Annotated in this window: 18 protein-coding genes and 1 pseudogene; 9 read left to right on the top strand and 10 right to left on the bottom strand. The window is 60.3% G+C overall.

Annotated elements, in window-relative coordinates; genetic code table 11:
• Positions 1-34 precede the first annotated feature (34 nt).
• The gene (locus tag FIV35_RS26755) at positions 35-1,285 is read left to right on the top strand and encodes a glycoside hydrolase family 68 protein (RefSeq protein WP_034137857.1); all 1,251 of its coding nucleotides are present in this window, start codon (positions 35-37) and stop codon (positions 1,283-1,285) included.
• A gap of 141 nt (positions 1,286-1,426) precedes the next feature.
• Here the strand turns inward: FIV35_RS26755 and FIV35_RS26750 are convergent, their stop codons facing one another.
• Entirely contained in the window at positions 1,427-1,723 is a 297-nt protein-coding gene (locus FIV35_RS26750) for a DUF6124 family protein (protein ID WP_034137793.1), read from the bottom strand.
• 460 nt (positions 1,724-2,183) lie between these two features.
• On the opposite strand from FIV35_RS26750, the gene FIV35_RS26745 reads away from it, so the two are divergent.
• Genes FIV35_RS26745 through FIV35_RS26735 form a run of 3 tightly spaced genes read left to right on the top strand, consistent with a single transcriptional unit; the run spans position 2,184 to position 4,955 of the window.
• Positions 2,184-3,131, top strand: a complete 948-nt coding sequence (locus tag FIV35_RS26745) for a TauD/TfdA family dioxygenase (RefSeq protein WP_034137794.1) — start codon at positions 2,184-2,186, stop codon at positions 3,129-3,131.
• A gap of 52 nt (positions 3,132-3,183) precedes the next feature.
• Positions 3,184-4,032 (top strand): EamA family transporter, encoded by an 849-nt coding sequence (locus FIV35_RS26740; RefSeq protein ID WP_034137795.1) that lies wholly within the window; start codon positions 3,184-3,186, stop codon positions 4,030-4,032.
• Positions 4,032-4,955, top strand: coding sequence for a LysR substrate-binding domain-containing protein (locus FIV35_RS26735; protein ID WP_034137796.1), 924 nt, complete (start codon positions 4,032-4,034; stop codon positions 4,953-4,955). The genes FIV35_RS26740 and FIV35_RS26735 overlap by 1 nt, the downstream gene beginning before the upstream one ends.
• A gap of 1 nt (position 4,956) precedes the next feature.
• Here FIV35_RS26735 and FIV35_RS26730 read toward each other — a convergent pair whose 3' ends face one another.
• From FIV35_RS26730 to xylA, 4 genes are all read right to left on the bottom strand, one after another.
• Positions 4,957-6,093 (bottom strand): sugar ABC transporter permease, encoded by a 1,137-nt coding sequence (locus FIV35_RS26730; RefSeq protein WP_034137797.1) that lies wholly within the window; start codon positions 6,091-6,093, stop codon positions 4,957-4,959.
• Positions 6,094-7,647: a D-xylose ABC transporter ATP-binding protein gene (xylG, locus tag FIV35_RS26725; protein ID WP_034137798.1), complete on the bottom strand. Its 1,554-nt coding sequence runs from the start codon at positions 7,645-7,647 to the stop codon at positions 6,094-6,096. It abuts the gene before it with no gap.
• Positions 7,644-8,645, bottom strand: coding sequence for a D-xylose ABC transporter substrate-binding protein (xylF, locus tag FIV35_RS26720; protein WP_034097344.1), 1,002 nt, complete (start codon positions 8,643-8,645; stop codon positions 7,644-7,646). Before xylF ends, xylG begins: the two co-directional genes overlap by 4 nt.
• Before the next feature lie 173 nt (positions 8,646-8,818).
• A complete protein-coding gene (xylA, locus tag FIV35_RS26715) occupies positions 8,819-10,135 on the bottom strand; it encodes a xylose isomerase (RefSeq protein ID WP_034137799.1) in 1,317 nt (438 codons plus the stop codon).
• A gap of 139 nt (positions 10,136-10,274) precedes the next feature.
• Between xylA and FIV35_RS26710 the strand changes: the two genes are divergently transcribed.
• Complete coding sequence (locus FIV35_RS26710; protein ID WP_034137800.1) at positions 10,275-11,471, top strand: XylR family transcriptional regulator; 1,197 nt, start codon at positions 10,275-10,277, stop codon at positions 11,469-11,471.
• A gap of 213 nt (positions 11,472-11,684) precedes the next feature.
• Here the strand turns inward: FIV35_RS26710 and FIV35_RS26705 are convergent, their stop codons facing one another.
• On the bottom strand, positions 11,685-14,093 hold the full coding sequence (locus FIV35_RS26705; RefSeq protein WP_034137801.1) for a glucose/quinate/shikimate family membrane-bound PQQ-dependent dehydrogenase: 2,409 nt from the start codon (positions 14,091-14,093) through the stop codon (positions 11,685-11,687).
• Positions 14,094-14,320: 227 nt separating this feature from the next.
• On the opposite strand from FIV35_RS26705, the gene FIV35_RS26700 reads away from it, so the two are divergent.
• Positions 14,321-15,622, top strand: a complete 1,302-nt coding sequence (locus FIV35_RS26700) for an Nramp family divalent metal transporter (protein ID WP_034137802.1) — start codon at positions 14,321-14,323, stop codon at positions 15,620-15,622.
• A gap of 46 nt (positions 15,623-15,668) precedes the next feature.
• Here FIV35_RS26700 and FIV35_RS30415 read toward each other — a convergent pair whose 3' ends face one another.
• The 3 genes and pseudogenes from FIV35_RS30415 to FIV35_RS26690 form a co-directional block, all read right to left on the bottom strand.
• Positions 15,669-16,436, bottom strand: coding sequence for a methyl-accepting chemotaxis protein (locus FIV35_RS30415; protein ID WP_414860533.1), 768 nt, complete (start codon positions 16,434-16,436; stop codon positions 15,669-15,671).
• 93 nt (positions 16,437-16,529) lie between these two features.
• Positions 16,530-17,612, bottom strand: a pseudogene (locus FIV35_RS30410) (HAMP domain-containing protein); the annotation flags it as partial.
• A 144-nt stretch (positions 17,613-17,756) separates the two neighbouring features.
• Positions 17,757-18,647: a bestrophin family protein gene (locus tag FIV35_RS26690; RefSeq protein WP_034097352.1), complete on the bottom strand. Its 891-nt coding sequence runs from the start codon at positions 18,645-18,647 to the stop codon at positions 17,757-17,759.
• Between the two features lie 238 nt (positions 18,648-18,885).
• Here FIV35_RS26690 and FIV35_RS26685 point away from each other — a divergent pair, with 238 nt between their 5' ends.
• Positions 18,886-19,344, top strand: coding sequence for a metallophosphoesterase family protein (locus tag FIV35_RS26685; RefSeq protein WP_034137804.1), 459 nt, complete (start codon positions 18,886-18,888; stop codon positions 19,342-19,344).
• 6 nt (positions 19,345-19,350) lie between these two features.
• On the opposite strand, the gene FIV35_RS26680 is transcribed toward FIV35_RS26685, so the two are convergent.
• Entirely contained in the window at positions 19,351-19,650 is a 300-nt protein-coding gene (locus FIV35_RS26680; RefSeq protein WP_047882561.1) for an ArsR/SmtB family transcription factor, read from the bottom strand.
• A 90-nt stretch (positions 19,651-19,740) separates the two neighbouring features.
• Here FIV35_RS26680 and FIV35_RS26675 point away from each other — a divergent pair, with 90 nt between their 5' ends.
• Together FIV35_RS26675 and FIV35_RS26670 are read left to right on the top strand one after the other, a co-directional pair.
• Complete coding sequence (locus FIV35_RS26675) at positions 19,741-20,832, top strand: NADH:flavin oxidoreductase/NADH oxidase (RefSeq protein ID WP_034097355.1); 1,092 nt, start codon at positions 19,741-19,743, stop codon at positions 20,830-20,832.
• 194 nt (positions 20,833-21,026) lie between these two features.
• Entirely contained in the window at positions 21,027-23,162 is a 2,136-nt protein-coding gene (locus tag FIV35_RS26670; protein ID WP_083377885.1) for a TonB-dependent siderophore receptor, read from the top strand.
• Positions 23,163-24,058 lie beyond the last annotated feature (896 nt).

Genomic DNA, 24,058 nt, shown 5'->3' with positions numbered 1-24,058 from the left:
GCCGTATCCAAGCGTCAATGAAAAGGACTTCATCATGAAACACGCCACTATTATCCCCACTCGCTGGACACGCGCAGATGCGCTCAAAGTGAATGAAAATGACCCCACCACGACTCAACCGCTGGTGCCTGCCGACTTCCCGGTGATGAGTGACACGGTGTTTATCTGGGACACCATGCCCTTGCGCACCCTGGACGGCACGGTGGTTTCGGTTAACGGCTGGTCCGTGATCTTCACCCTGACGGCCGACCGTCGCCCCCATGATCCGCAATTCATCAATGCCGATGGCCGCTACGATATCAAGCGCGATTGGGAAGATCGCCATGGTCATGCGCGCATCTGCTACTGGTACTCGCGCACCGGCAAAGACTGGATCTTCGGCGGCCGCGTGATGGCCGAAGGGGTATCGCCGACCACGCGTGAATGGGCAGGTACACCGATCTTGCTCAATAACAACGGCGACATCGACCTGTATTACACCTGCGTCACTCCGGGCGCGACGATTGCCAAGGTCCGAGGCCAGGTGGTCACTTCCCAAAGCGGTGTCGAGCTGCGCGGTTTCACTCAGGTAAAGGCCCTGTTCGAAGCCGATGGCACCTACTACCAGACCGAAGCGCAGAACGCGACATGGAACTTCCGCGACCCCAGCCCGTTTATCGATCCCAAGGACGGCAAGCTGTACATGGTGTTCGAAGGCAACGTAGCAGGTGAGCGCGGCACTCACGAAGTGGGCGCGAACGAACTGGGCCTGGTGCCGCCAGGGCATGAACATGTGGGCGGTGCCCGTTACCAGGTGGGTTGCATCGGCCTTGCGGTGGCCAAGGACCTCAATGGCGATGAATGGGAACTCCTGCCGCCCCTGGTCACCGCCGTCGGGGTGAATGATCAGACCGAGCGGCCGCACTACGTGTTTCAGGACAACAAGTACTACCTGTTTACCATCAGTCACAAGTTCACCTATGCCGATGGCATAACGGGCCCGGATGGGGTCTACGGGTTTGTCGGCGATCATCTGTTCGGCCCCTACACACCGATGAACGCTTCGGGCCTGGTTCTGGGCAACCCGCCGTCGCAGCCGTTCCAGACCTATTCGCACTGCGTGATGCCCAATGGCCTGGTCACATCGTTTATCGACAGCGTGCCCACCGCCGGCGGCGACTACCGCATCGGCGGCACCGAAGCGCCGACGGTCAGGATTGTGCTCAAGGGTGATCGTTCGTTCGTGCAGGAGGCTTATGACTACGGTTACATCCCGCCGATGCGCGATGTGGTGTTGGACCAATGACAGCAGCGCAACGGTCAGCCTGATTCATCAGGTGTAAACCAACCCGACTGTAAGAGGGGGCTTGCCCCCGATGGCGGTGGATCAGTCAGCTTCTGTGTAGCTGACCCACTGCTATCGGGGGCAAGCCCCCTCTCACATTTTCTAACCGTGTTTCAGGCAGTTGATTGAGCGATCTACCGTGGTTTTGGCAATTTCAAGCAAGTGCCACACTGCCAGGATTTTCGCTCGCTCTGGGCTCGTCAGTTGCTCGCCACAATCCAACGCCGTCGCCGATGCGCTATCGAGCAAACTGGCGGTGTAGAGCAGGGCGTCTTCGAAGCTCAGGTCTTCGTTGATGGAGTGAAAGCCTTGGGTCGGTAGGTAATGGTCGATGGCGCGGTTGAAGGCGGCGCGGTCTTTGGCGGGATCGAAGGGTGGATCGGGGACGACTTTGTTCATAGTGAAGCTCCTTGTGTGAATAGGAGCCAGCACCTGTCGCGACTAAACGAAAGGTGGCGGCTGTACGCAGGTTAGTCGACCGGCCACAAGGAATCCGGCGCACCCGAAGGTGCCCTGCGCACAGCCACCATAAAACTTCATGTGACCATGCGCCTTGTGCATTCCGGGCGACTAAACCCGATCACTGATGAGCAGTGACGGACCGCAGACTAGCCATCGATTCCAACAGGCACAAGGCGGCGAGGATTGTCTAGGAAACGTCCTGCAATTAAAAGGGATGCGGCTTGCTGGCCCTTTACAAACCATGACTCGATGTCATCGAAGAGCGTGTGAAGGTTTATATCTGTAGGAAAAGTCTTCGATGATGGAATTTGATGGCAGTGCTGATGACGTTTCGCTTTTGCAGGTGCGGTGGGCTTAGTTAAATATCAGCGTCCACTTAATTACGTAAAGGATTGCGATGAACATAAATGTCAGCAATTATCGACAAGCAGTATCTAAAGTCCAACTCTCAAATGCAGCATTTGATGAGTTACTGAGCATAAGCTTGAAATCTGAATCAAAAATCCAAGCCGATCGACTCGATATAAACTTTGCTTGCAATGGTTCGTTTTATTCTCGGTCGCTTAGCGAAGAGTTACGCACCATACGAAACATTATTGAGCATGGAAGCCATGTTTTAATTCTTGATGGATTTAAGACGGATAACCTTGAAGCTTTCAAGTCGCTGGTGTGGGCCTTTGGCTCTTCGCTCGGTAGGCCAATGGTGCAAAATCATCTTGGTCATAAGATCATTGAGGTTTATGACCGGGGCGGCAAAAGTATCGAGGAGGGTGGGAGGTACCATCAGACCCGACAGGGGGCCTACATACATAACGATGGAGTCAGCGACCCGCTTCCGATCGACTATCTGGTTCTGGCTTGCGGACAGAAAGCGCTTCTGGGCGGTGAGAGCATTCTTATTGACGCAAGCGCGGTATATGCAGAGCTGATGGCATTTGCGGATGTTCTCGAAGAACTAAAGCGCGATTTCTATTTTGAAAATAGGGGCATGTCAGAAGAAGAGTGTTTATTTAAAGCGCCCATCCTGAGCTTTTCCCAAGAAGGTATTCCTTTGATAAGGTACTTTCGCGTGAATATCGAATCGGCTCACCTTAAAGCACAAGTGCCGTTAACGTTATCGCAGGTTCGGGCGCTGGATTTTCTGGATGCAGTACTCGACCAATCATCCGTTCAGCATCGTGTATTGCTCGAGCCCGGTCAGGTGCTTATTTCAGCGGACAATAAGTTTCTCCATACCCGAACACATTTCATTGATAAGCATACTCCACACTCAGAAATTAATGATAAAGCGCCCTTAAGCAGCCTGAATCGTTACATGTTGAGAATGTGGTTACGCAAACAATGATGCCGGTGAAGTATGCCGCGCCCCCTCGATACCACCCAAAAGCCGAGCCCCCATGGATAACGCCAGCATTGCCATCACCCTGGTCTTAATCTCCGCCTTCATGCACGCCACCTGGAACGCCGTTGTCCGTGCCGGCAGCAGCCGTTTCATGACCTTGGCCATGGTCGATGGCACGGCATTGCTGATTTGCCTGGCGGCGCTGCCGTTGGTCAACGTGCCCAACCTGGAGGTGTGGGTGTATGTGCTGATTTCGGTGATGCTCAATACGGTGTATCGATTATTTTTGATCAAGGCGTATGAAACCGGCGACTTCGGTCAGGTGTACCCGGTGATGCGTGGCGTGCCGCCAGTGCTGGTCGCGCTGTTTTCCTACGTCCTTTTGCATGAACAGTTGTCGTTCCCGTCGATGACGGGTGTGCTGCTGATTTGTGCAGGGATCATCAGCCTGGCGTTTGTACGCGGGATGACTGCGCAGATGTTCAAGCCGATACTGATGGCCGTGTGTGCGGGGGTGTTCATCGCGTCCTACACGGTGGTGGATGCCAAAGGTGTAAGAGCCAGTGAGACGGTGCTGCAGTACATCATCTATCTCACGGTATTCCAGAGCATTCCGATCCCGCTGCTGGCGTTTTTCAAGGCGCGATCGGCGCTCATCCAGGCAGTGCGCGGCCACTGGCGAGTGGGTGCGATGGGCGGGGTTTTCTACGTGTCGTCTTACGGTTTGGTCCTGTTTGCACTGTCGCTGGATGCGGTGGCCAGGGTCTCAGCGCTGCGGGAGACGAGTGTTATCATCGGCGCCATCATTGCCGCGCTGTTCTTCCGAGAGCGGTTCGGCTGGCGACGGATGCTGTCGGCGTTCGTCATTGTTTGCGGGATCGTCCTGATCAAAGTGAGCACCTGATGGCCCAGCGTCCGCCACCCACTCCTATGCTTCAAGCCTTTGTCAGCGCGGCGCAAACCGGCAGTTTCGCGCGTGCTGCGTCTGAGTTGAATCTCACAGCCAGCGCCATCAGCCATCAAATCGCAGGTCTGGAAGAATGGTGGGGAGTGCAGTTGTTCGAGCGGCATTCGCGGGGAGTCAAGCTCACGCCTGCGGGAGAGACCTTACTGCCGGTGGCGGATAGCTTTTTCAAAGCGCTGGATGCGGTGCTGCAGTCGCTTAGTCCGAGTAAATCACAGCCGCTTCACCTCTCGTGTACCTCCTCCCTGTGTGCAACCTGGCTGATTCCACGAATGCATGGTGCTCACGCCGAAGCTGCATTGAATCTTGATCTGGTGTTGACCAGCGTGGACATCAGTCGCGCTACCTTAAGCGTTCATCCGTTCGATGTCGCTGTGGTGATGGGTGATGGTGACTACCCGGATCATCATGTCGAACTGCTGATGCGCGATGCGGTGTTCCCGGTATGTTCGCCGCAATTCAAACGCGTGAATGGTGAGATTGCGCTGGAGGACATCGCGCGGTACCCGCTGATTCACCGAGTCGACGATCAGGTATGCCCAGGATGGGAGAGCTGGTTCGCCTTTCACGGGCTGGAGGCACCGCCGTATCACCACGGGCCGCGTTTTCCAGATTCCAGCCTGGCCATCAGTCTGGCAGTGAAAGGCGGCGGGATTGCGCTGGGCAGGACGGCGCTGGTGCATGACCAATTGAAAGACGGTGAACTGGTTGCGTTGAATGCCCCCACCATGATGTCCCCTGCGGCGTACTACATCATTTGTCGAAATGGACGACAATCAGAGCGCGATATCGCCCGCTTGTTTGATTGGCTCAAGGCCCAGGCACATCAGTTCATTGACCAAGTGCGGGGCTCTGGCGCTTGATTCAGCGCCGACCCGCCCGCGTACTCACATCCACCCACACCGCCAACACCAAAATGCTGCCTTTCACAATCATCTGCCAGTAACTGTCCACGTCCAGCATCGACATGCCGTTGTCCAGGCTGGTAATCACCAGCGCCCCCAGCAATGCGCCATATACCGTGCCGGAGCCGCCGCGCATTGATGTGCCGCCGATAAAGCAGGCGGCGATGGCGTCCAGTTCGCCCATATTGCCCGCCGACGGTGAACCCGCCGCCAAACGTGCGGTGTTGACCAGGCCGGCGAGGGCGCACATGACGCCCATGATGCCGAAGATCCACAGTTTGACCGCCTGCACGTCGATGCCCGACAGCCGCGTGGCTTCCATATTGCTGCCCACCGCATACACGCGGCGGCCGAATACGGTCTGGCTGGTGACATAGCTGAATACGCCGAGCAGCGCCAGTAACAGCAACACCGGCACGGGGATGCCGTCGTAGCTGTTGAGGGTGGTAACGAACCCGGCCAGCACTGCGCCGATCACCACCACCCGCAGCACGTCGCGCATCAATGAGTGCGCGGCCAGCCCATGCAGTGCGCGGTTGCGTCGTTGTTTCCAGGTCAAGAAGAGTGTGAGGGCAAACAGCAAAAGCCCCAGCCCAACCCCCACGGTATGCGGCAGATAGCCCTGGCCCACATACACCAGCGATGGCGACACTGGCGCGATGGTGGTACCGCCGGTGATCCCCAGCAGAACCCCGCGAAACGCCAGCATGCCGCCCAAGCCGACAATGAACGACGGGATGCGCAGGTACGCCGTCATGTAACCGTTGGCCAGGCCGATCATCAGGCCGCACAGCGCCACCAGGCTCAAATTAGCCAGCAGCGGAATGTGGTAGACCACGTCCAGGATCGCCGCCAGCCCTCCCAGCAACCCCAGCAATGAGCCCACCGACAAGTCGATCTCGCCGCTGATAATCACCAGCACCATGCCGCAGGCCAGGATGCCGGTGATGGACATCTGCCGCAGCAGGTTGGACAGGTTACGCGGCGTGAGGAAGCCGCCCTCGGTCTGCCAGCTGAAAAACAGCCAGATCACCGCCACGGCAATCACCAGGGCGAGCATTTTGTAGCGGGTGAACAGCTGTTTGACCTGATTCATCTACGCGGTTTTCCGATTGTTATTGTTTTGGCTGAGCGCGGCGGCGAGGACCTGTTCCTGGGTGAGCCCCTGGTTGATGAAGTCGCCGCGCAACTGACCGTCGCCGATTACCAGCACGCGGTCGGACACCCCCAGCACTTCGGCCAGTTCCGAGGACACCATGATGATCGCCACGCCTTCGGCGGCCAGCGCCCCCATCAGCTTGTAGATTTCATACTTGGCGCCCACGTCCACCCCGCGCGTGGGCTCGTCGAGGATCAGCACTTTGGGCTGGGTCATCAGCATTTTCGCCAGCACGGCTTTTTGCTGATTGCCGCCGGACAGGCTGGTGATCGGCAAAAACGGGCTGGCGGTCTTGAGGTGCATGCGCGTGATTTGCCGGTCGATGCTGCCCAGCTCGGCCTCGGCGTCGATGCGGGTCAGGTGCGCGTAGGTGTCGAGCACCGCCAAGGTGATGTTCTGGCCCACGCCGAGGTCGGGGATGATGCCTTGGCGCTTGCGATCTTCGGGCACCATGCACAACCCGGCGCGGATCGATTTGAGCGGCGTGCGCGTATCGATCAGCTCGCCGTCCAGCCATACTTCGGCGCTGTAGCGCCCGGGGTAGGCTCCGAACAGGGCTGACACCAGTTCGGTACGCCCGGCGCCCACCAGCCCGGCAATACCGAGGATTTCCCCGCGCTTGAGCGCAAAGGAAATATCGTCGACGCGTTTGCGCTTGGGGTTGTCGACGTCGTAGCAGGTCACGTGGCGCGCCTCGAACATTACCTCGCCGACGTCATGGGGCTCGGTGGGGTAGAGGTTGCTCATCTCGCGGCCGACCATCTGAGTGATGATGCGCGGGATGTCCATATCGGCCATGGCCGTGGTTGCGATGTGCTTGCCGTCGCGGATCACCGTGATGGTGTCGCACACCGCCGCCACTTCATCGAGTTTGTGGGAGATGTAGACGCAGGCCACCCCCTTGGCCTTGAGGTCGCGGATGATATCCAGCAGCACCTCGATTTCCGAGCGGGTCAGGGCCGAAGAGGGTTCGTCGAGAATCAACAGGCGCGCCTGTTTGTTCAGGGCCTTGGCGATTTCCACCAGTTGCTGGTAACCGCCGCCGTACTGCGACACCGGTAGCGCCACGTTGATGTCCGGCACCTTGAGTTCACGCATCAAGGCTTCGGCGCGGTGCAGCATCGCCGGGTAGTTCATGCGTCCACCCGGCAAGGTCAGCTCGTGCCCCATAAAGATGTTTTCGGCCACTGACAGATCAGGCACCAGGGTCAACTCCTGGTGGATGATCACAATGCCGGCGGCCTCGGTTTCACTGATGGACTGCGCCTTGAGCGGCTGCCCATTCCAGAGGATTTCCCCCTCCCAGGTGCCGTGGGGATAGACCGCCGACAGCACCTTCATCAAGGTAGATTTACCGGCACCGTTCTCGCCGCACAGGCCGACACATTCCCCCGGCCGCACCTTGATGTCGATACCGTTCAGCGCGTGGACACCGCCAAAGGTTTTGACGATGCCGTTCATTTGCAGCAGGTAGTCGGCCATGGCGGTCATTGCCCGCCGATCTGCTCTTTGGTGTAGAAACCGTCCTTCTCCAGCAGGTCGATATTGGCCTTGGTCAGTGGAGTGGGCGTGAGCAGGATGGTGTCGACTTTCTTGCTGCCGTTGTCGTATTGCGAGCTGTAGGTGGGCTTCTCGTTACGCGCCAGTTGCACCGAGAGCTTGGCCGCTTCGGTGGCGATCAGCTTGAGGGGCTTGTACACGGTCATGGTCTGGGTGCCGTCGATCACGCGTTTGACGGCGGCGAGGTCGGCGTCCTGGCCGGAGATCGGCACCTTGCCCGCCAGCTTCTGCGCGGCCAGGGCCTGGATCGCACCGCCGGCGGTGGCGTCGTTGGAGGCGACGATGGCGTCGATCTTGTTGTTGTTCCGGGTCAGGGCGTTTTCGACGATGCTCAGGGCTTCGGTGGGGTTCCATTCCTTGACCCATTGCTGGCCGACCACCTTGATATCGCCCTTGTCGATTGCCGGTTGCAGCACCTTCATCTGGCCTTCGCGCAGCACCTTGGCGTTGTTATCGGTAGGCGCGCCGCCGAGCAGGAAGTAATTACCCTTGGGCGCCGCCTGCAGCACGCCGCTGGCCTGCATCTCGCCGACTTTTTCGTTATCGAAGGAGATATAGGCGTCGATGTCGGCGTTGAGGATCAGGCGGTCATAGGACACCACCTTGATCCCGGCCTTCTTGGCTTCGGCGACCGCGTTGGTCAGCACCGTGGCGTTGAACGGCACGATCACGATCACATCGACGCCACGGGAAATCAGGTTCTCGATCTGGGAAATCTGCTTTTGCTCGTTGGCATCGGCGGACTGCACAAAGACTTTGGCATCGAGTTTTTCCGCTGCTGCCACGAAATAATCGCGGTCGCGGGACCAGCGCTCCAGGCGCAGGTCGTCGATGGAAAAGCCGATTTTCGGATGGGCCGGGTCGGCCATCACCGGCAGGGCGAGCAGGGCCAAGGCGGTGGCGAGCAGGGTACGTTTGAATGACTTCATGGTGGGGCGTCCTTTTATTGTTGTTGGAAAGACACTGGGTGAAGACTTTAGGCGAACACTATAGGTGTGGCTAACCGGCGTGTCGTGGTAAGCCGGGATTCTGTGGTGAACAGGACTTTTGTGGTGAATGCGCTTGTGAGGAGCTCACCACAATAAGCCCGCTCACCACTCTGTCACCGATAAATAAACCGGTTGACCACCCCCTCCAGCATCTCTTGCCGACCACTCACGGCCTGCGGGTTCAGCCCTTGGGCAAACGCATGTTCGGCCAGGGATTCCAGGCTGAACTCACCGGCCAGCACGGCTTGGCCCAACGGCTGTTGCCAGCCTGCGTAGCGTTGGTCCTTGAACTGCTGCAACCGATCGTTCTGCACCATGGCCGCCGCACGTTCCAGCGCCAGGGCCAGTACATCCATGGCGCCGACATGGCCGTGGAACAGGTCGATTTCGTCGAGGCTTTGGCGGCGTACCTTGGAGTCAAAGTTATAGCCGCCGTTCTTGAAGCCGCCAGCCTTGAGGATTTCATAGGTGGCCAGGGTCATTTCCTCGACGCTATTGGGGAACTGGTCGGTGTCCCAGCCGTTCTGCGGGTCGCCACGGTTGGCGTCGATGCTGCCGAAGATGCCGAGGGACACGGCGGTGGCGATTTCATGGTGGAAGCTGTGCCCGGCCAGGGTCGCGTGGTTGGCTTCGATATTGACCTTGATCTCATGCTCCAGGCCGTATTCGTGCAGGAAGCCGAACACCGTGGCGCTGTCGTAATCGTATTGATGCTTGGTCGGCTCCTGGGGCTTGGGCTCGATCAGCAGGTCGCCCTTGAAGCCGATCTTGTGCTTGTGCTCCACCACCATGCGCATAAAGCGCCCGAGTTGTTCGCGCTCGCGCTTGAGGTCGGTGTTGAGCAGGCTTTCATAGCCTTCGCGACCGCCCCACAGCACATAGTTGGCGCCCTTGAGCCGCAGGGTGGCGTTCATCGCGCTGAACACCTGGGCGGCGGCGCAGGCGAATACTTCCGGGTCAGGGTTGGTGGCCGCGCCGGCGGCGAAGCGCGGGTGGCTGAAGCAATTGGCGGTGCCCCACAGCAGCTTGATGCCGGACTGTTCCTGATGGCGCTCCAACTGATCGACCATCTGCGCAAAGTGTTCGCGGTACTCCTTGAGCGAACTGCCCTCGGGGGCTACGTCGGTGTCGTGGAAACTGTAGTAATCGATGCCCAGCTTGGAGAAGAACTCAAACGCGGCCTCGGCCTTGCCCATGGCCACTTCCATCGGGTCGCCGTTGCGCTGCCACGGGCGCTTGAAGGTGCCGACGCCGAACATGTCCGCACCGGGCCAGACAAACGTATGCCAATAACAAGCCGCCATGCGCAGGTGCTCGCGCATCGGTTTGCCGAGGATCAGTTTGTCGGCGTCGTAGTGGCGAAAGGCGAGGGGGGCATCGCTGTCGGGGCCTTCGAAGCGAACCTTCTCGACACCGGGGAAGTACGTCATGGCGTGTTCCTTATTGTTCTGGGCGGTGTCTGGATACTAGCAACGGCACCTGGCTCGCTAATTATGAAAATCACCAAGCGATGGTGCGATTTTGAGTGGCGGGGGCTACCCTGTGGCGACTGGCCTGAGGACAACAACAATGAAAACCCTACCGCCCGTGCACCGCATTGCCTTGCTGTTCAACGGCAGCAAAATCTACGACCGTGGCATCATCGCCGGCATCGGCAATTACCTGAGCAGCACCCGCGCATCCTGGGATTTGTTCCTGGAGGAAGACTTTCTGTGCCGGCTCAAAGGCATCGAGCGCTGGCAAGGCGACGGCATCATCGCTGACTTCGATGACCCGCTGATCGGCGAGGCCCTGGCCCACAGCAAGTTGCCGGTGGTGGCGGTGGGCGGGTCTTATGAGGATGCAAGCGCCTATCCCAAGGGCATTCCCTACGTGGCCACCGACAACCATGGGTTGATGAAGCTGGCCTACGAGCACTTGGTCGAGGCCGGCTTGACCCGCTTTGCCTGTTTCAGCCTGCCGCCGGCCCAGGCCAATCGCTGGGCCCAGGAGCGGGAAAAAGCCTTTCGCCGCTTGATGCAACGCGATGGCCTGAACGTCGAGGTGTATCGCGGCCTGGGCACCAGCGCGCCGTTGTGGGATAGCGCGGTGGAACAGCAGATTGCTTGGTTACAGAGCCTGCCCAAGCCCATCGGCATCATCGCCGTCACCGACGCCCGCGCTCGGCAACTGCTGCAAGCTTGCCTCACCGCCGGCATTGCGGTGCCGGAAGAAGTGGCGCTGATCGGCATCGACAACGACCCGCTGACCCGCACCCTCACGCGGGTGCCGCTGAGTTCGGTGATCCAGGGCACGGAAACCATGGGCCGCACGGCCGCCGCGCTTCTTCATCAGATGCTGCACGGCAAACCTTGCGCCGGCACGCAGATTCTGGTGCCTCCGGAGGCAATCAACGTGCAGGCCTCCAGCTTGCATCAGCCGCTGGGCAATCCTTACGTGATGCAGGCGCTGCTGTTTATCCGCCAATACGCCTGCCAGGGCATCAAGACCGCACAAGTGGCGGCCTATGTCGGCGTGTCGCGTTCATCCCTGGAGTCGCACTTTCGCAAGGAGCGCGGGTGCAGCGTGCATGACGAGATCTTGCGCTTCAAACTCGCCGCCGCCGCTAAAGGCCTGGCAAGCCACGAACAGGCGATTGCCGACGTGGCGGCGCAATGCGGCTTCACATCGGCGCAGTACCTGCACACCGTGTTTCGCCGTGAATTTGGCTGTACCCCCCGGGAGTACCAGCGAGGCGAGGAGTGTGCGTTGCCCGTGCCTGATTAGGGCCTGATATACGCTGCTGAACCTGTGTGGGAGGGGAGCTTGCCCTAATGCCAGTCGCCCTACTCAGTATTAACTGAAAAAACCGGCTCAAAATGTGGGAGGGGGCTTGCCCCCGATGGCGGTGGGTCAGCGGCAGATGGGCTGACTGATCCCGCGTCATCGGGGGCAAGCCCCCTCCCACATGTTCAAGCAGTGCCGGAGCGCACGCAGGCGTTATGGCAAGGCGTAGGCGATCACATAGTCGCCCCGGTCGGTGGACTGGCGCGCGCCGCCGGCAGTCACCACGACGTATTGCTTGCCGGTTTTCGGCGACACGTAGGTCATCGGGCCACCCTGGCTGCCGACGGGCAGGCGGGCTTTCCAGATTTCTTCGCCGTTGCCACTGTTGAAGGCGCGCAGGTAGAAGTCCTGGGTGCCGGCGATAAAGATCAAGCCGCCCTGGGTCGACAGCGTGCCGCCGAGGGTCGGCAGGCCGATCTTGATCGGCAGGTGCATACGGATGCCCAGCGGACCGGTGTCTTCCACGGTGCCCACCGGCACTTGCCAGGCGATTTTCTGCGTTTTCATATCAATGGCGGTCAGGGTGCCGAACGGCGGCGCCTGGCAGGGGATACCAGCCACTGACAGGAAGCGGTTTTTGTTCACCGCATACGGCGTGCCCTTGAGCGGTACCGCGCCCATGCCGGTGTTCAGCGCTTCGCCACCGGAGGCGGCCTGGGCCTTGTTCTGCGACGGGATCATCTGGATCCACAGGCCCAGGCGCATGTCGTTGACGAAGATAAAACCATGCACCGGGTCGGTGGAAAGACTGCCCCAGTTCATGCCGCCCAGGGAACCGGGAAAGCTCAGGGATTTATCCGTGCCCGGCGCGGTGTACAGGCCGTCGTAGCGCATGCCCTTGAAGTCGATGCGGCACAGCAACTGGTCATACGGGGTGGCGCCCCACATATCCGATTCCCTCAGGGTTTGCGCGCCGATCTGCGGCATGCCCACGGATTTGGGTTGGGTTGGCGAATAGGGTTCGTTGGGGATATTGGCGGCCTTGACCGGCACGTCCTTGACCTCGGTCAGCGGCTGGCCGGTGGCGCGGTCGAGCACGTAGATCTGCCCGGCCTTGGTGCCGATGACCACGGCAGGCACGGCCTTGTCGCTGCCCGGCGGGGTGAAGTCGATCAGGCTCGGCTGCATCGGCAGGTCGAAGTCCCACAGGTCGTTGTGGACGGTTTGGTACACCCACTTTTCGGCCCCGGTGGAGGCGTCCAGCGCCAGGACGGACGCGCCGTATTTATGGTCGAGCGCGGTGCGCTCCACGCCATAGATGTCGGTGGACGAACTGCCCATCGGCAGGAAAACCGTGTTCATCTGCGGGTCGTAGGACATCGGCGCCCAACTGTTGGGCGTGCTGCGCACATAAGTGCTGCCAGCGGCCGGCGCTTGTTTGTCGTCGGGGTTGCCCGGGTCGAAGGCCCAGCGCATGTGCCCACTGATTACGTCGAAACCACGGATCACGCCGCCGGGCATATCGGTCTGCACGTTATCGGCGACGCGGCCACCGACCACTACGGTGGTCCCGGCGATCAGCGGGGCGGAGGACAGTTGGTAGTAACTGTCCGGCACATTGCCGAGGCCAGCTTTGAGATCCACCTGGCCATGGCTGCCGAAGTCTTCGCAGAATTGGCCGGTGTCGGCGTCCACCGCAATCAGGCGCGCATCGATGGTGTTGGTCAGCAAACGGCGCTGGCACTGCGCACCGGCTGGAACGCTGGCGGCGATGATCGGCGAGCTGTTGGGCTGGGTCGGTTGGGCGATGGGCGCGCTGGCGTCGAAATAGGCCAGGCCCCGGCATCGTTGCCAGACCGCCGACTGTGCGTTGATCTGGTTTTTCCACAGCTCTTTGCCAGTGTCGGCGTCCAAGGCGATCAGGTTGTTGTGGGGCGTGCAGATAAACACCTTGTTGCCGATCTGCAGGGGTGTCAGTTGGTCTTCGGCACCGTTGCCGTCGCTGATGGCCACGTCGCCAGTGCGGTAGGTCCAGGCCACTTTGAGCTTGTCGATGTTGTCGCGGTTGATTTGATCCAGGGCGGCAAAGCGGCTGCCGCCCTCAGTGTTGCCGTAGTGCGCCCAGTCTTTCTGCGCCTCGGCCGCCACCACCGGCGTGACACCCGGGCCCGCACCCGTTGGCGCCACGCTCGGGTGCGCGACAAACATATTGCCCGCCGCCACCGCCACGCCCACCGCCAAAACCGCCGCGACACCATACGCGCCGCGCGCCGGCTTGCCGGCCAGCAGCGGGTACACCAGCGCCACCACCAGGCCGATCACCGCGAACATAAACAATCGCGAAAACAGCGGCCAGAACACCAGCCCCACCTCTGTCACCGCCCACACGGCAGTGCCGATCAGAAACGCGGCGAACAGCCACGCGCCGGCCGGTTTGCGACGGGCAATCAACAGGCCGGCAACCGCCATGACCACACCGCCCAGCAGGAAATACCAAGAGCCACCGAGGCTGACCAGTTTGGCGCCGCCGACGGCCAGCGCGAGGCCGAGCAGGGCGATGATCACGCCCAGGCCCAGCAGGAAGAATCTAGAGACGCCAGCGGCGCGCGATGCTCGTTTCATGTCGAAAGGACTCGAGTGAGAGAGGGCAGAGGCATAATGTTAGCAAGACAAGTAACTAGTTAGTACATTTTTGCCGACAGACTGTCTTGGGCGTCAGCCACCGCGAGCAAATGGCGGTTAAAGAAACATTTCTTAATACATATCCAGTCACTGTAGTTGTACGACGTCATATCAACTGTGATCGACTAGCGGCGTTCTCACAAAAAAAATAAATGGAGACTCCCTCGATGACCGGTATTCCAACGATTGAAGGCCAGGCGGCGGCGCCCGCATCCGGCCATGTCGTACGACTTCTAAAGCTGCTGGGCCCAGGTGTCATTGCGGTGCTGTCCTGGCTCGGTGCAGGGGATTTGATTACATCCTCGGTGGCCGGCGCCAACTACGGCTACGCGATGATGTGGGTACTGGCGGTGTCGCTGCTGCTCAGGTACTTGATCGTCAATATCATCGCGCGCTTCCAGCTGTGTAATAACCAAGGCATGACCATCCTGCAGGGCTATGCCCAGTTGAACCCGTTTTTCGCCTGGTTCCTGCTGGTGTATGCGCTGCTGATGGGCCACTTGATGAATGCCTACATGATCAAGGGCGCGGGGGAGGCCCTGGCCATGCTGTTCAAGACCGATTACGCGTTGCTGTGTTCGGTGGCAGTGGTACTGGCGGTGTGGCTGCTGGTGGGGCGAAATATCTATTCGATGATCGAAGGGGTGATGAAGGGCCTGCTGGCGATTATGACGCTGGCCTTTATTGCTCTGGCGGTAATGTCCGGGCCGGACATGGCTGGCATCGTCAAAGGCACCATCGGTTTCAGTATTCCGCCGGACGAGGGCGTGCATGGCGCTCTGTTGGTGGCGGTGTCGGTGATCGGCGCGGTCGCCGGCTCTATAGCCAACTTCGTGCATCCCTATGTGATGCGCCAAAAGGGCTGGATCGGCCCGCAGCACAAGCGCATCCAGCGCAACGACCTGCTGTTTGCGGTATTCGTGGGGATTGTGATCAACCTGGCAATCTGGATCGTCGGCGCGGAAATCCTGCGTCCCAACGGCATCGAAGTGAAAACCCTCGGCGATCTGGGCAAGGCGCTGGAGCTGTTCTTCGGCCCCATCGGCTGGTACATCTTCTTTATCGGCGTGTTCGCCACGCTGTTTGCGAGCATTTCCGGCAAAACCACAGCATTCCCGATGTTGATCACCGATGCCTTCCAGCACGTGCGGCCTGAACGGCGCCAGCGCTTCGGCAAAGAGTTTCATCGTGACCCGATGCACAAGTGGTTCATGTTGTTCATTCTGGTCACGCCGCTGATCTGGTCGCTGCCGGGCATGCCGGATTTCGTCACGCTGACCATCGGCGTGAGTGCGCTGAACATCGTCGGGTTGCCGGTGATTTCCCTGGGGCTGTTGATCATGTCCAACCAGAAGTCGCTGCTCGGCAAGGAATACCGTAACAACCTGTTCGAGAACATTGCCCTGGTGTTCGCCACCGGGTTGGCATTGTGGGTGGCGTTCCAGCTTGGGGTTGAGCTGTTTGCCTGAGCAGGCACGGCGGTGAAGGGTTCACCGCCGTGTGCGCCGGGAGGGATCAGAACTTGAAGCGACCTACCAAGCCTTTGAGCTGAGCGGAAATATCGGTCAAACGGCCCGAGCCGGTCTGTGCCGAGTGGGCGAAGCCTTCAACCAGTTGCGCATCGGCATGGATCTGCGCGATGTGGCGGTTGATCTCTTCGGCGACTTGGTGCTGCTCTTCGGCGGCGGTGGCGATCTGGGTGTTCTGGTCGCGGATCGAGTCCACCGAGCCGAGGATCTTGTCAAAGCTGTCGCGCGCTTGTTGGATGCGTTCCACGCTGGTGTGGGACACCAGCAGGCTGCCCTGCATCTGCTGCGTGACTTCCTGGGTGCGGCGGGCGAGGTTGCCCAGCAGGCTGTCGATCTCGCCGGTGGAGTCGGCGGTGCGGCGGGCGAGGGCGCGGACTTCGTCGGCGACCACGGCAAAACCGCGGCCCTGGTCACCGGCCCGTGCGGCTTCGATGGCGGCGTTGAGCGCCAGCAGGTTGGTCTGTTCGGCAATCGAGCGGATGGTATCCAGGATGGTGTTGATGTTTTTACTGTCCTGCTCCAACTGCTGCATGGTCTGGGTCGACTTCTGCAAGTCTTCACTGAGCCGCAGCACGCTGCCGGTGGCTTCGCCGATATGTTGCTGGCCGTCATGCACGTCGCGGTAGCCTTCGTCGGCGCTGGAAGCGGCGGCGCTGCAAGAGCGTGCGACTTCGTTGGCGGTGGCCACCATCTCGTTGAATGCGGTGCTCACCAGTTCCACCGCTTCACGCTGGCGTCCGGCGGCCTGGTTCATATTGTTGGCCACTTCGCTGGTGTCGGCGGCGGCGCTCTGCAGATCGGAGGATGCGTTACCGATGCGCTGCACCAGTTGCGCGATCATGCCCAGGAACTGGTTGAACCAGCCGGCCAGGGTGGCGGTTTCGTCTTTGCCCTGCACCTTGAGTTGACGGGTAAGGTCGCCTTCACCTTCGGCGATTTCCTGCAGGCCGTCGGCCACGCCGCGAATCGGCCGCACGATGACGCTGGCAAAACTGGCACCGACAATCGCGAACACCACAGCCAGGGCTGCGGCGATGGCGGCGATCAACCAGGTCAGGCTGGTGGCGCCGGCCATCACTTCGTCGCGCTTGATCAGGCCGATAAAGCGCCAGCCCAGGTCTTTGGAACTGACCACGTTGGCCATATAGGCCACGCCGTCGATGTCGATCTGGGTCACGCCGTCGCCGCGTTTGGCCAATTCGGCGTAGTTGGGGCCCAAGTCGGCCAGAGGCTTGAAGTTGTGCTTGGCATCGCTGGGGTCCACCAGCACGTTGCCGTTGCCTTCCACCAGCATCAGGTAACCGCTGTCACCGAGCTTGATGTTCTTGACCAGTTCGGTCAGTTGCTTGAGCGACACGTCCAGGCCGACCACGCCCAGCACATTGCCGCTGGCATCGGCCACGGTATGCACGGTGCCGATCAGCACCACGTCGTCCGGCGCCCAGTAGTACGCGCCGGTGCGCACCGTGGTGCCAGGCGCGGCAACCGCTGCCTTGTACCAGGGGCGTACGCGCGGGTCGTAGTTGGTCAGCTTGGCGTCGTCGGGCCAGCTGGCGTAGCCGCCGTCGGCGAGGCCGAGGGACAGGTAGGCCGTGGTGGGATGGCTCTTGGCGAATTGATCGAAAATCGCCAGCAGCTCTTTATTGGTTGGGGTCAGCGGGATTTGCGCAGCGTCGGCACTGGCATAGCTCTTGAGGTCTTTGGCCGCGACCACGCGCGGGTCCTTGGCCACGTACTCGACGTTCTGGCTGATGCCGTCGAAGAACTGCTTCATGCCATTGTCGATTTGGCGGATTTCCCGTCCGCTGCTGTCGAGGAAATTGGCCTGAGCCCCCTCGCGCAGATTCAACACTACCAGTACCGCTACCAGGATGACCGGCACGCACGCGATAGCCGCGAACGCCCAGGTCAGCTTCTGCTTGATATTCATGACTTTCACCCGCGGGTATTTATAGTTTTGGCAAGGCAAACAGTAGTGCTGAGCGTCGCAGGGGTTGTTATGAAGGGTGGGTCCTTGCGTACGTACCCTCTTTATCGACCGAGAGAGCACGCACTTTAGGGCAAGCAGGTGGGGTCAGCCGATCAAATTGTCGGCCAGGGTGTCGCGGCGCATCGATTGCAGGTTTTTCTCGATGGTTTCGCAGATGGCTTCCATCTGGATTTGGTGTTCGCTGGAGCGGAACGGGCTTTGCAGGTCGGTGCCGATGCGTTCGATAGCCAGCAGCATAAAGCCCACCACCGTGGAGGCCAGCGGGGTGAACCAGCCCAGGGATTCCACCAGGCCCACCGGTACGATCAGGCAGAACAGGGTGATAAACAGGCGCGGGAAATACACGTAGGGGTAGGGCAGCGGCGTGTTGGCGATACGCTCCATGCCGCCTTGGGCGTTGGACAGGTCCACCAGGGTCGACTCCAGCCGCGCCAGGCGAATGCTGTCCAGATGCCCGGCCTTGTATTCGCGGGCCAGCAACGCCGCCGAACCGGTAAGGATGTCATTGGCGAAATTATTGGTCGCACCGTTGCGCGCAAACTCATCGGCAGGGATGAACGCGCGCACTTCATCGGGGCACGGCTGGCCCCGCAGGTGCGCGGCCAGGCAGTTCACGTAGGCCACATGTCGGCGCAACAGCGTGGACTTGATCGGGTTGACCTCACTGCCGGGGTCGTCCAGCAGGGTCAGCACCTGGCGCGCAAAGCTGCGCGAATTGTTGACCATCGCCCCCCACAACGTGCGGGCCTCCCACCAGCGGTTATAGGCGCTGCTGTTGCGAAAACTGATCAACACCACGAGTGCCGAGCCCAGCAGGGTCAGGGGCATCAGCGGCAGGTTGATCTTGGCTGTGAGAAACAGCATGAAGTCCACCGTCACGGCGACGTCCCACAGCAACAGCCAGAACAACGACCAGCCGACGTAGCCCATGGTCTTGATGACCAGGCGGTACTTTTTGATGATGGCGGCTTTCAAATGACAACCTCGCGGCGAACGGTAAGCAACAGTGCCTTAGCTCGGACGCCGACGAGCCCGTTAGGTTCGCCGCAACCTGAAACGTTTAAGCCGCCGGGCGCAACAATTTTGGTAGCGATGGCAGCAGGTTTGAGATCGCGGCCTGGCTGAATGTGTGGCACGCCTGCTCACTTGTAGGCCTTTAAGAGTTGTGTAGATACCTATGTATGCTGAGTCAAACCTTCGAGAGTGAGCCCCTATGAAGATCGGCGTAATTTCCGATACCCACGGCCTTCTTCGGCCCGAAGCTGTGGCGGCCCTGCAAGGTTGTGAGCAGATCGTCCATGCGGGCGACATTGGCAGTGCCGACATTATCGAGCAACTGGCCGGCATCGCGCCGCTGCATGTGGTGCGTGGCAACAATGATCAGGATGCGCCATGGGCATGCCAGGTGCCTGATCATCTGCACGTTACGCTCAACGGCTGCCCAACTTTGCTGGTGCATGACGTCGCCGATGTCCCGGCATTGCTCACGCCTCACACGCGCCTGGTGATCACCGGGCATTCGCATAAACCGTTGATCCAGTGGCGCGGTGAAATCCTGTATGTAAACCCAGGCAGCGCGGGGCGCCGGCGTTTCAAGTTACCGGTGACGCTGGCGCTGCTTGAAATAGACGACGGCACTATCGACGCTCGCTTGGTGTCACTGCTGGAGTGAAGCGGCTTATTGCTGGGCAAGAATGGACGCGAGCAAACCAGGAAAGCGGCTTTCAAGCTCATCCCTGCGTAACGAGTTCATATGGGTGGTGCCCACGCTGCGGGTATTCACCAGGCCGGCGTCGCGCAGCACGCGGAAGTGGTGGGACATGCTCGACTTGGGCCGCCCGCCATCCAGTTCGCCGCAGGTGGCTTCTGGCACGCCGGCCAGGCATCGGACGATCTCCAGGCGCACCGGATCACTCAGGGCGTAGAGCACGCGTTCGAGTGTGAGGTCTTGCAGGGGAGGGTGTTTGAAGGCTCGCATGAAACGAATCATAACAGGGGGGTATCGCTGAATACTATTGTTCGATTACCATCGAACTATCGAATCAGTCACCTGCTCTTGGAGTTTACGATGTCCGCTCTATTCGAACCCTTCACCCTTAAAGACGTCACCCTGCGCAATCGCATCGCTATTCCGCCAATGTGCCAATACATGGCCGAAGACGGCATCGTCAACGATTGGCACCATGTTCACCTGGCAGGCATGGCGCGCGGCGGTGCAGGACTTTTGGTGGTGGAAGCCACCGCAGTGGCCCCGGAAGGCCGTATCACCCCAGGCTGTGCCGGCATCTGGAGCGATGCCCACGCCGAAGCTTTTGTGCCCATGGTCAAAGCCATCAAGGCCGCAGGTTCGGTGCCAGGCATCCAGATCGCCCACGCCGGACGTAAGGCCAGCGCCAATCGCCCGTGGGAAGGCGATGACCATATCCCTGCTTCCGACGCCCGCAGTTGGGAAACCATCGCGCCGTCTGCGATTGCGTTCGGTGCCAACCTGCCCAACGTGCCGCGCGCCATGACCCTGGAGGACATCGCCCGGGTCAAACAGGACTTCGTCGATGCCGCGCGCCGTGCCCGCGACGCCGGTTTCGAGTGGATCGAACTGCACTTCGCCCACGGCTACCTGGGCCAGAGTTTCTTCTCGGAACATTCCAACCAGCGCACCGACGCCTACGGCGGCAGCTTCGACAATCGTAGCCGCTTCCTCCTGGAAACCCTGGCCGCTGTGCGTGAAGTCTGGCCGGAAAACCTGCCGCTGACCGCGCGTTTTGGCGTGATCGAGTACGACGGCCGTGACGAGCAGACCCTCACCGAATCCATCGAACTGGCGCGTCGTTTCAAGGCCGGCGGCCTGGACTTGCTGAGCGTCAGCGTCGGTTTCACCATTCCGGACGCCAACATTCCGTGGGGCCCGGCTTTCATGGGGCCGATTGCCGAACGTGTGCGGCGGGAAGCCGGCATACCGGTGACCTCCGCGTGGGGCTTCGGCACCCCGCAACTGGCTGAAGGCGCGTTGCAGGCCGGTCAGCTGGACTTGGTGTCGGTGGGGCGCGCGCACCTGGCCGACCCCCATTGGGCGTATTTCGCCGCCAAAGAATTAGGCGTGGAGAAATCCGCCTGGACCTTGCCGGCGCCTTATGCGCATTGGCTTGAGCGCTATCGCTAAGGTCCTGGCGAGGTAATGGAAGCCACTCAATCGAGTGGCTTTTTTACGTCTGGACATTGAGTTGATACACAACGGATACACGAAAAATAGCGAATGAGAACAGATATCAAACACGAATGACTTGATATACCATTCGCGGCGAATTCTTGGCAGGTTTGCCGTCCCATCTGGCTCATTCACTAGGCTGAACACCCATGCGTCGTACGCTGATTTCCCTGTGTGTCCTTCAGGCGTTTTCCCCTTTTACCTGGGCGCAGGAGGTCACCACGCCATCTGCCAGCCTTGAGTTACAAGCGACCACGGTCACCGGCGAAGGGGATTACGAGACGGCGCAAGGTCCCGTCAAGGGCTATCACGCCACGCGTTCGGCAAGTGCGACGCGCACCGACACTTCCATCCACGAAACCCCGCAGTCCATCAGCGTGGTGTCCAAGGACGTGGTCGAGGACCTCGGCGCAACGCGCCTGCAAGATGCTCTCGACTACGCCGGCGGTGTAGGCCGCGCCAACAACTTCGGCGGGCAGGGCCTCACCACGTTTACCGTGCGCGGCTTCACCACCGGCGAGTTCTACCGCAACGGCTTCCCGATCAACCGTGGCTACCCGAACATGCCGGACGCCAACACCATCGAGCGCCTGGAAGTGCTGCGCGGCCCGGCCACCATGCTGTACGGCCGTGGCGATCCGGGCGGTACCTTCAATGTGGTGTCCAAACAACCGCTGGCCGAACGCACGGTGACCCTCGGCAGCCAGTTGAACGACCAGGGCATGCAGCGCGGCACGCTGGACGCCTCCGGCCCGCTGGACGAAGAAGGCCGCCTGGCCTATCGCCTGAACGTGGTGGGCGAGGGCGGCGACACCTTCCGCGATCATGTGTCGACCGAGCGCTACGGCGTCACCCCGGTCCTTACCTGGCAGGCCAGCGATGACACCAAGGTGATCTTCGAAGGCGATTTCATGCGCAATAACCATCCGCTGGACCGTGGCCTGACGCGTTTCGCCAACCAGGCCGGCACGCCGTCGCGCGATACCTTCTGGGGCGACAAGGACGTAGGCAAGCTGCACAACGATAACAACATGGCCCAACTGCGTTTCGAGCATATGCTCAACGACAGCTGGACGTTGGGGGGTGGGTTTCAGTGGTTGGATGGGACGTTGCAGGGCAATGCCATCGAGGCTAACGGCCCCGGTAGCCTGAGCGCCGACGGCCGCACGCTGCAACGCAACTTCAACTACCGCAAGCTGGAATGGACCGATAAGGACTACCAGCTCAACCTGACCGGGCACTTCTCCACCGGCGGCTTCGATCACACCTTGCTGACCGGCATCGAGTACGAGGACTACGACTACCAGTCGATCATCCAGCGCTCCAGCGCCGCCGCCGGCACCTACCCGATCGATATCTTCAATCCGGTCTACGGCCAGACACGCCCGCCGCTGACGCGCACGCCGACCCACGACAAAGAAAACCTCAAGACCTACGCGGCTTTCGTGCAGGACCAGGTGGCGCTGACCGAACGCTTGAAAGTCCTGGGCGGTGCGCGTTTCGAGCGGTTCGAACATGACTACGAAAGTTATGTGACGGGTGTCAAACCGTGGCAGGCCGCGGACAACGCCGTGACTCCACGGCTAGGCGTGATCTACGACCTGACCGACACCGTCGCCGTCTACGCCGACGCCGCGCGCTCGTTCAAGCCCAACACCGGTGCCAGCCGTGAAGGCGGAGGTTTCGCGCCGGAGAAAGGAAAGTCCTACGAAGTGGGCATCAAGTGGGAAGCCCTGGACCGTCAGTTGAGCGTTGACGCGGCGATCTATCAGATCGAGAAGAAGAACGTGCTCACCACCGATCCCGTGGATTCCACCTTCAGCGTCGCCGCTGGCCAGGTCCGCAGTCGCGGTTTCGACCTTAACGTTGCCGGCAATCTCACCCCCGAATGGCGCGTGATCGGCGGCTATGCCTATGTGGACGCCGAAGTCACCCGGGACAATACCCTGCGCAGTGGCACGCGCTTGCTGAATATCCCGCGTAACAGCTTCAGCCTGCTCAACGTCTACGAATTCCAAGACGGTGCACTCAAGGGCCTGGGCCTTGGCGCCGGCGGTAAATACGTCGATGAACGCGCGGGCCAGACCGCCAACAGCGCGTTTTCCATGGGCGCCTACACCGTCGTCGACCTGCTCAGCTACTACAAGGTCAACGACAAGATCCGTCTTAACCTGGACGTGAAGAACCTGTTCAACCGCGAGTACGAAGAGGGTGCGTTCGGCAATATCTACGCGTACCCCGGCGCGCCGCGTACGGTGCAGGTTGGTATTGCCTACACCTTGTAACGCCGTTTTGTCGGCTTGCAATGGCATAGGGGCGTAACCAGATAGTTGGAGCTAAGTGTGGGAGGGGGCTTGCTGGGTTGAGGCTTGCTGTGGTGAGCGGGCTTGCCCCGCGCTGGGCCGCGAAGCGGCCCCATTCCAGGCGATGTGTTTTAGCTGACACACCGAGGTGCCTGGGTTTGGGGCCGCTTCGCAGCCCAGCGCGGGGCAAGCCCGCTCACCACAGAGTTATTTCAGCCTTAAACGTGTGTAGATATCTATGGCTATCGGCGCCAAATGCACCGGGTTGCCGGGTGATGGCCCAGAGGGATTTAACTGTGGGAGGGGGCTTGCCCCCGATGGCGGCCTGACAGCCGACCAGGAGGTTGGGTCAAACCGAGTACATATCCGTTGCTGCTGTCACGGCGGCTATGGGTTCCGCCCTTACGGCGGGTCACTTTTGGAAAAGCGCCAAAAGTAACCAAAAACGCTTTGCCCCACCACTCGGCACCTCGCCTAGGCTCGGTGTGCCCGTAATCCGACATTGATTTGGGGGGCCGCCGCCACGCGCCATCCATGGCGCGGGGCGGCTAAGCCGGCATCCCTGCCGGCTTACCCCCCAAATCAATGCCGAATTCCGGCCAGCGTGGTTAACGGGGCGCCTGAGATCAAAAGCAAAAGCCAGAGCGGCTCGCTTCGCATCGTGGTTAGGGTTGGTGGTTGCATATCTTCGGTGACATAGCCTGAGAAAATGAGGTTCTCGTGGTGAGCAGGCTTTCTGGGGTGAGCAGGCTTGTTGTGGTAATGGAATGGACGCCCCCTTCCTAACGGCATCTATGTGCCAAAGTTAAAGTGTTACCCACACTTAGCGGAAGGGAGCGTCCTCATGCAGCTTACGACTGTTTCGGTTGACTTGGCAA

It is taken from the genome of Pseudomonas rhodesiae, assembly GCF_007858255.1.
In the GTDB taxonomy this organism is placed as follows: Bacteria; Pseudomonadota; Gammaproteobacteria; order Pseudomonadales; family Pseudomonadaceae; genus Aquipseudomonas; species Aquipseudomonas rhodesiae.
This window is presented reverse-complemented; position numbering and strand designations above follow the sequence as displayed.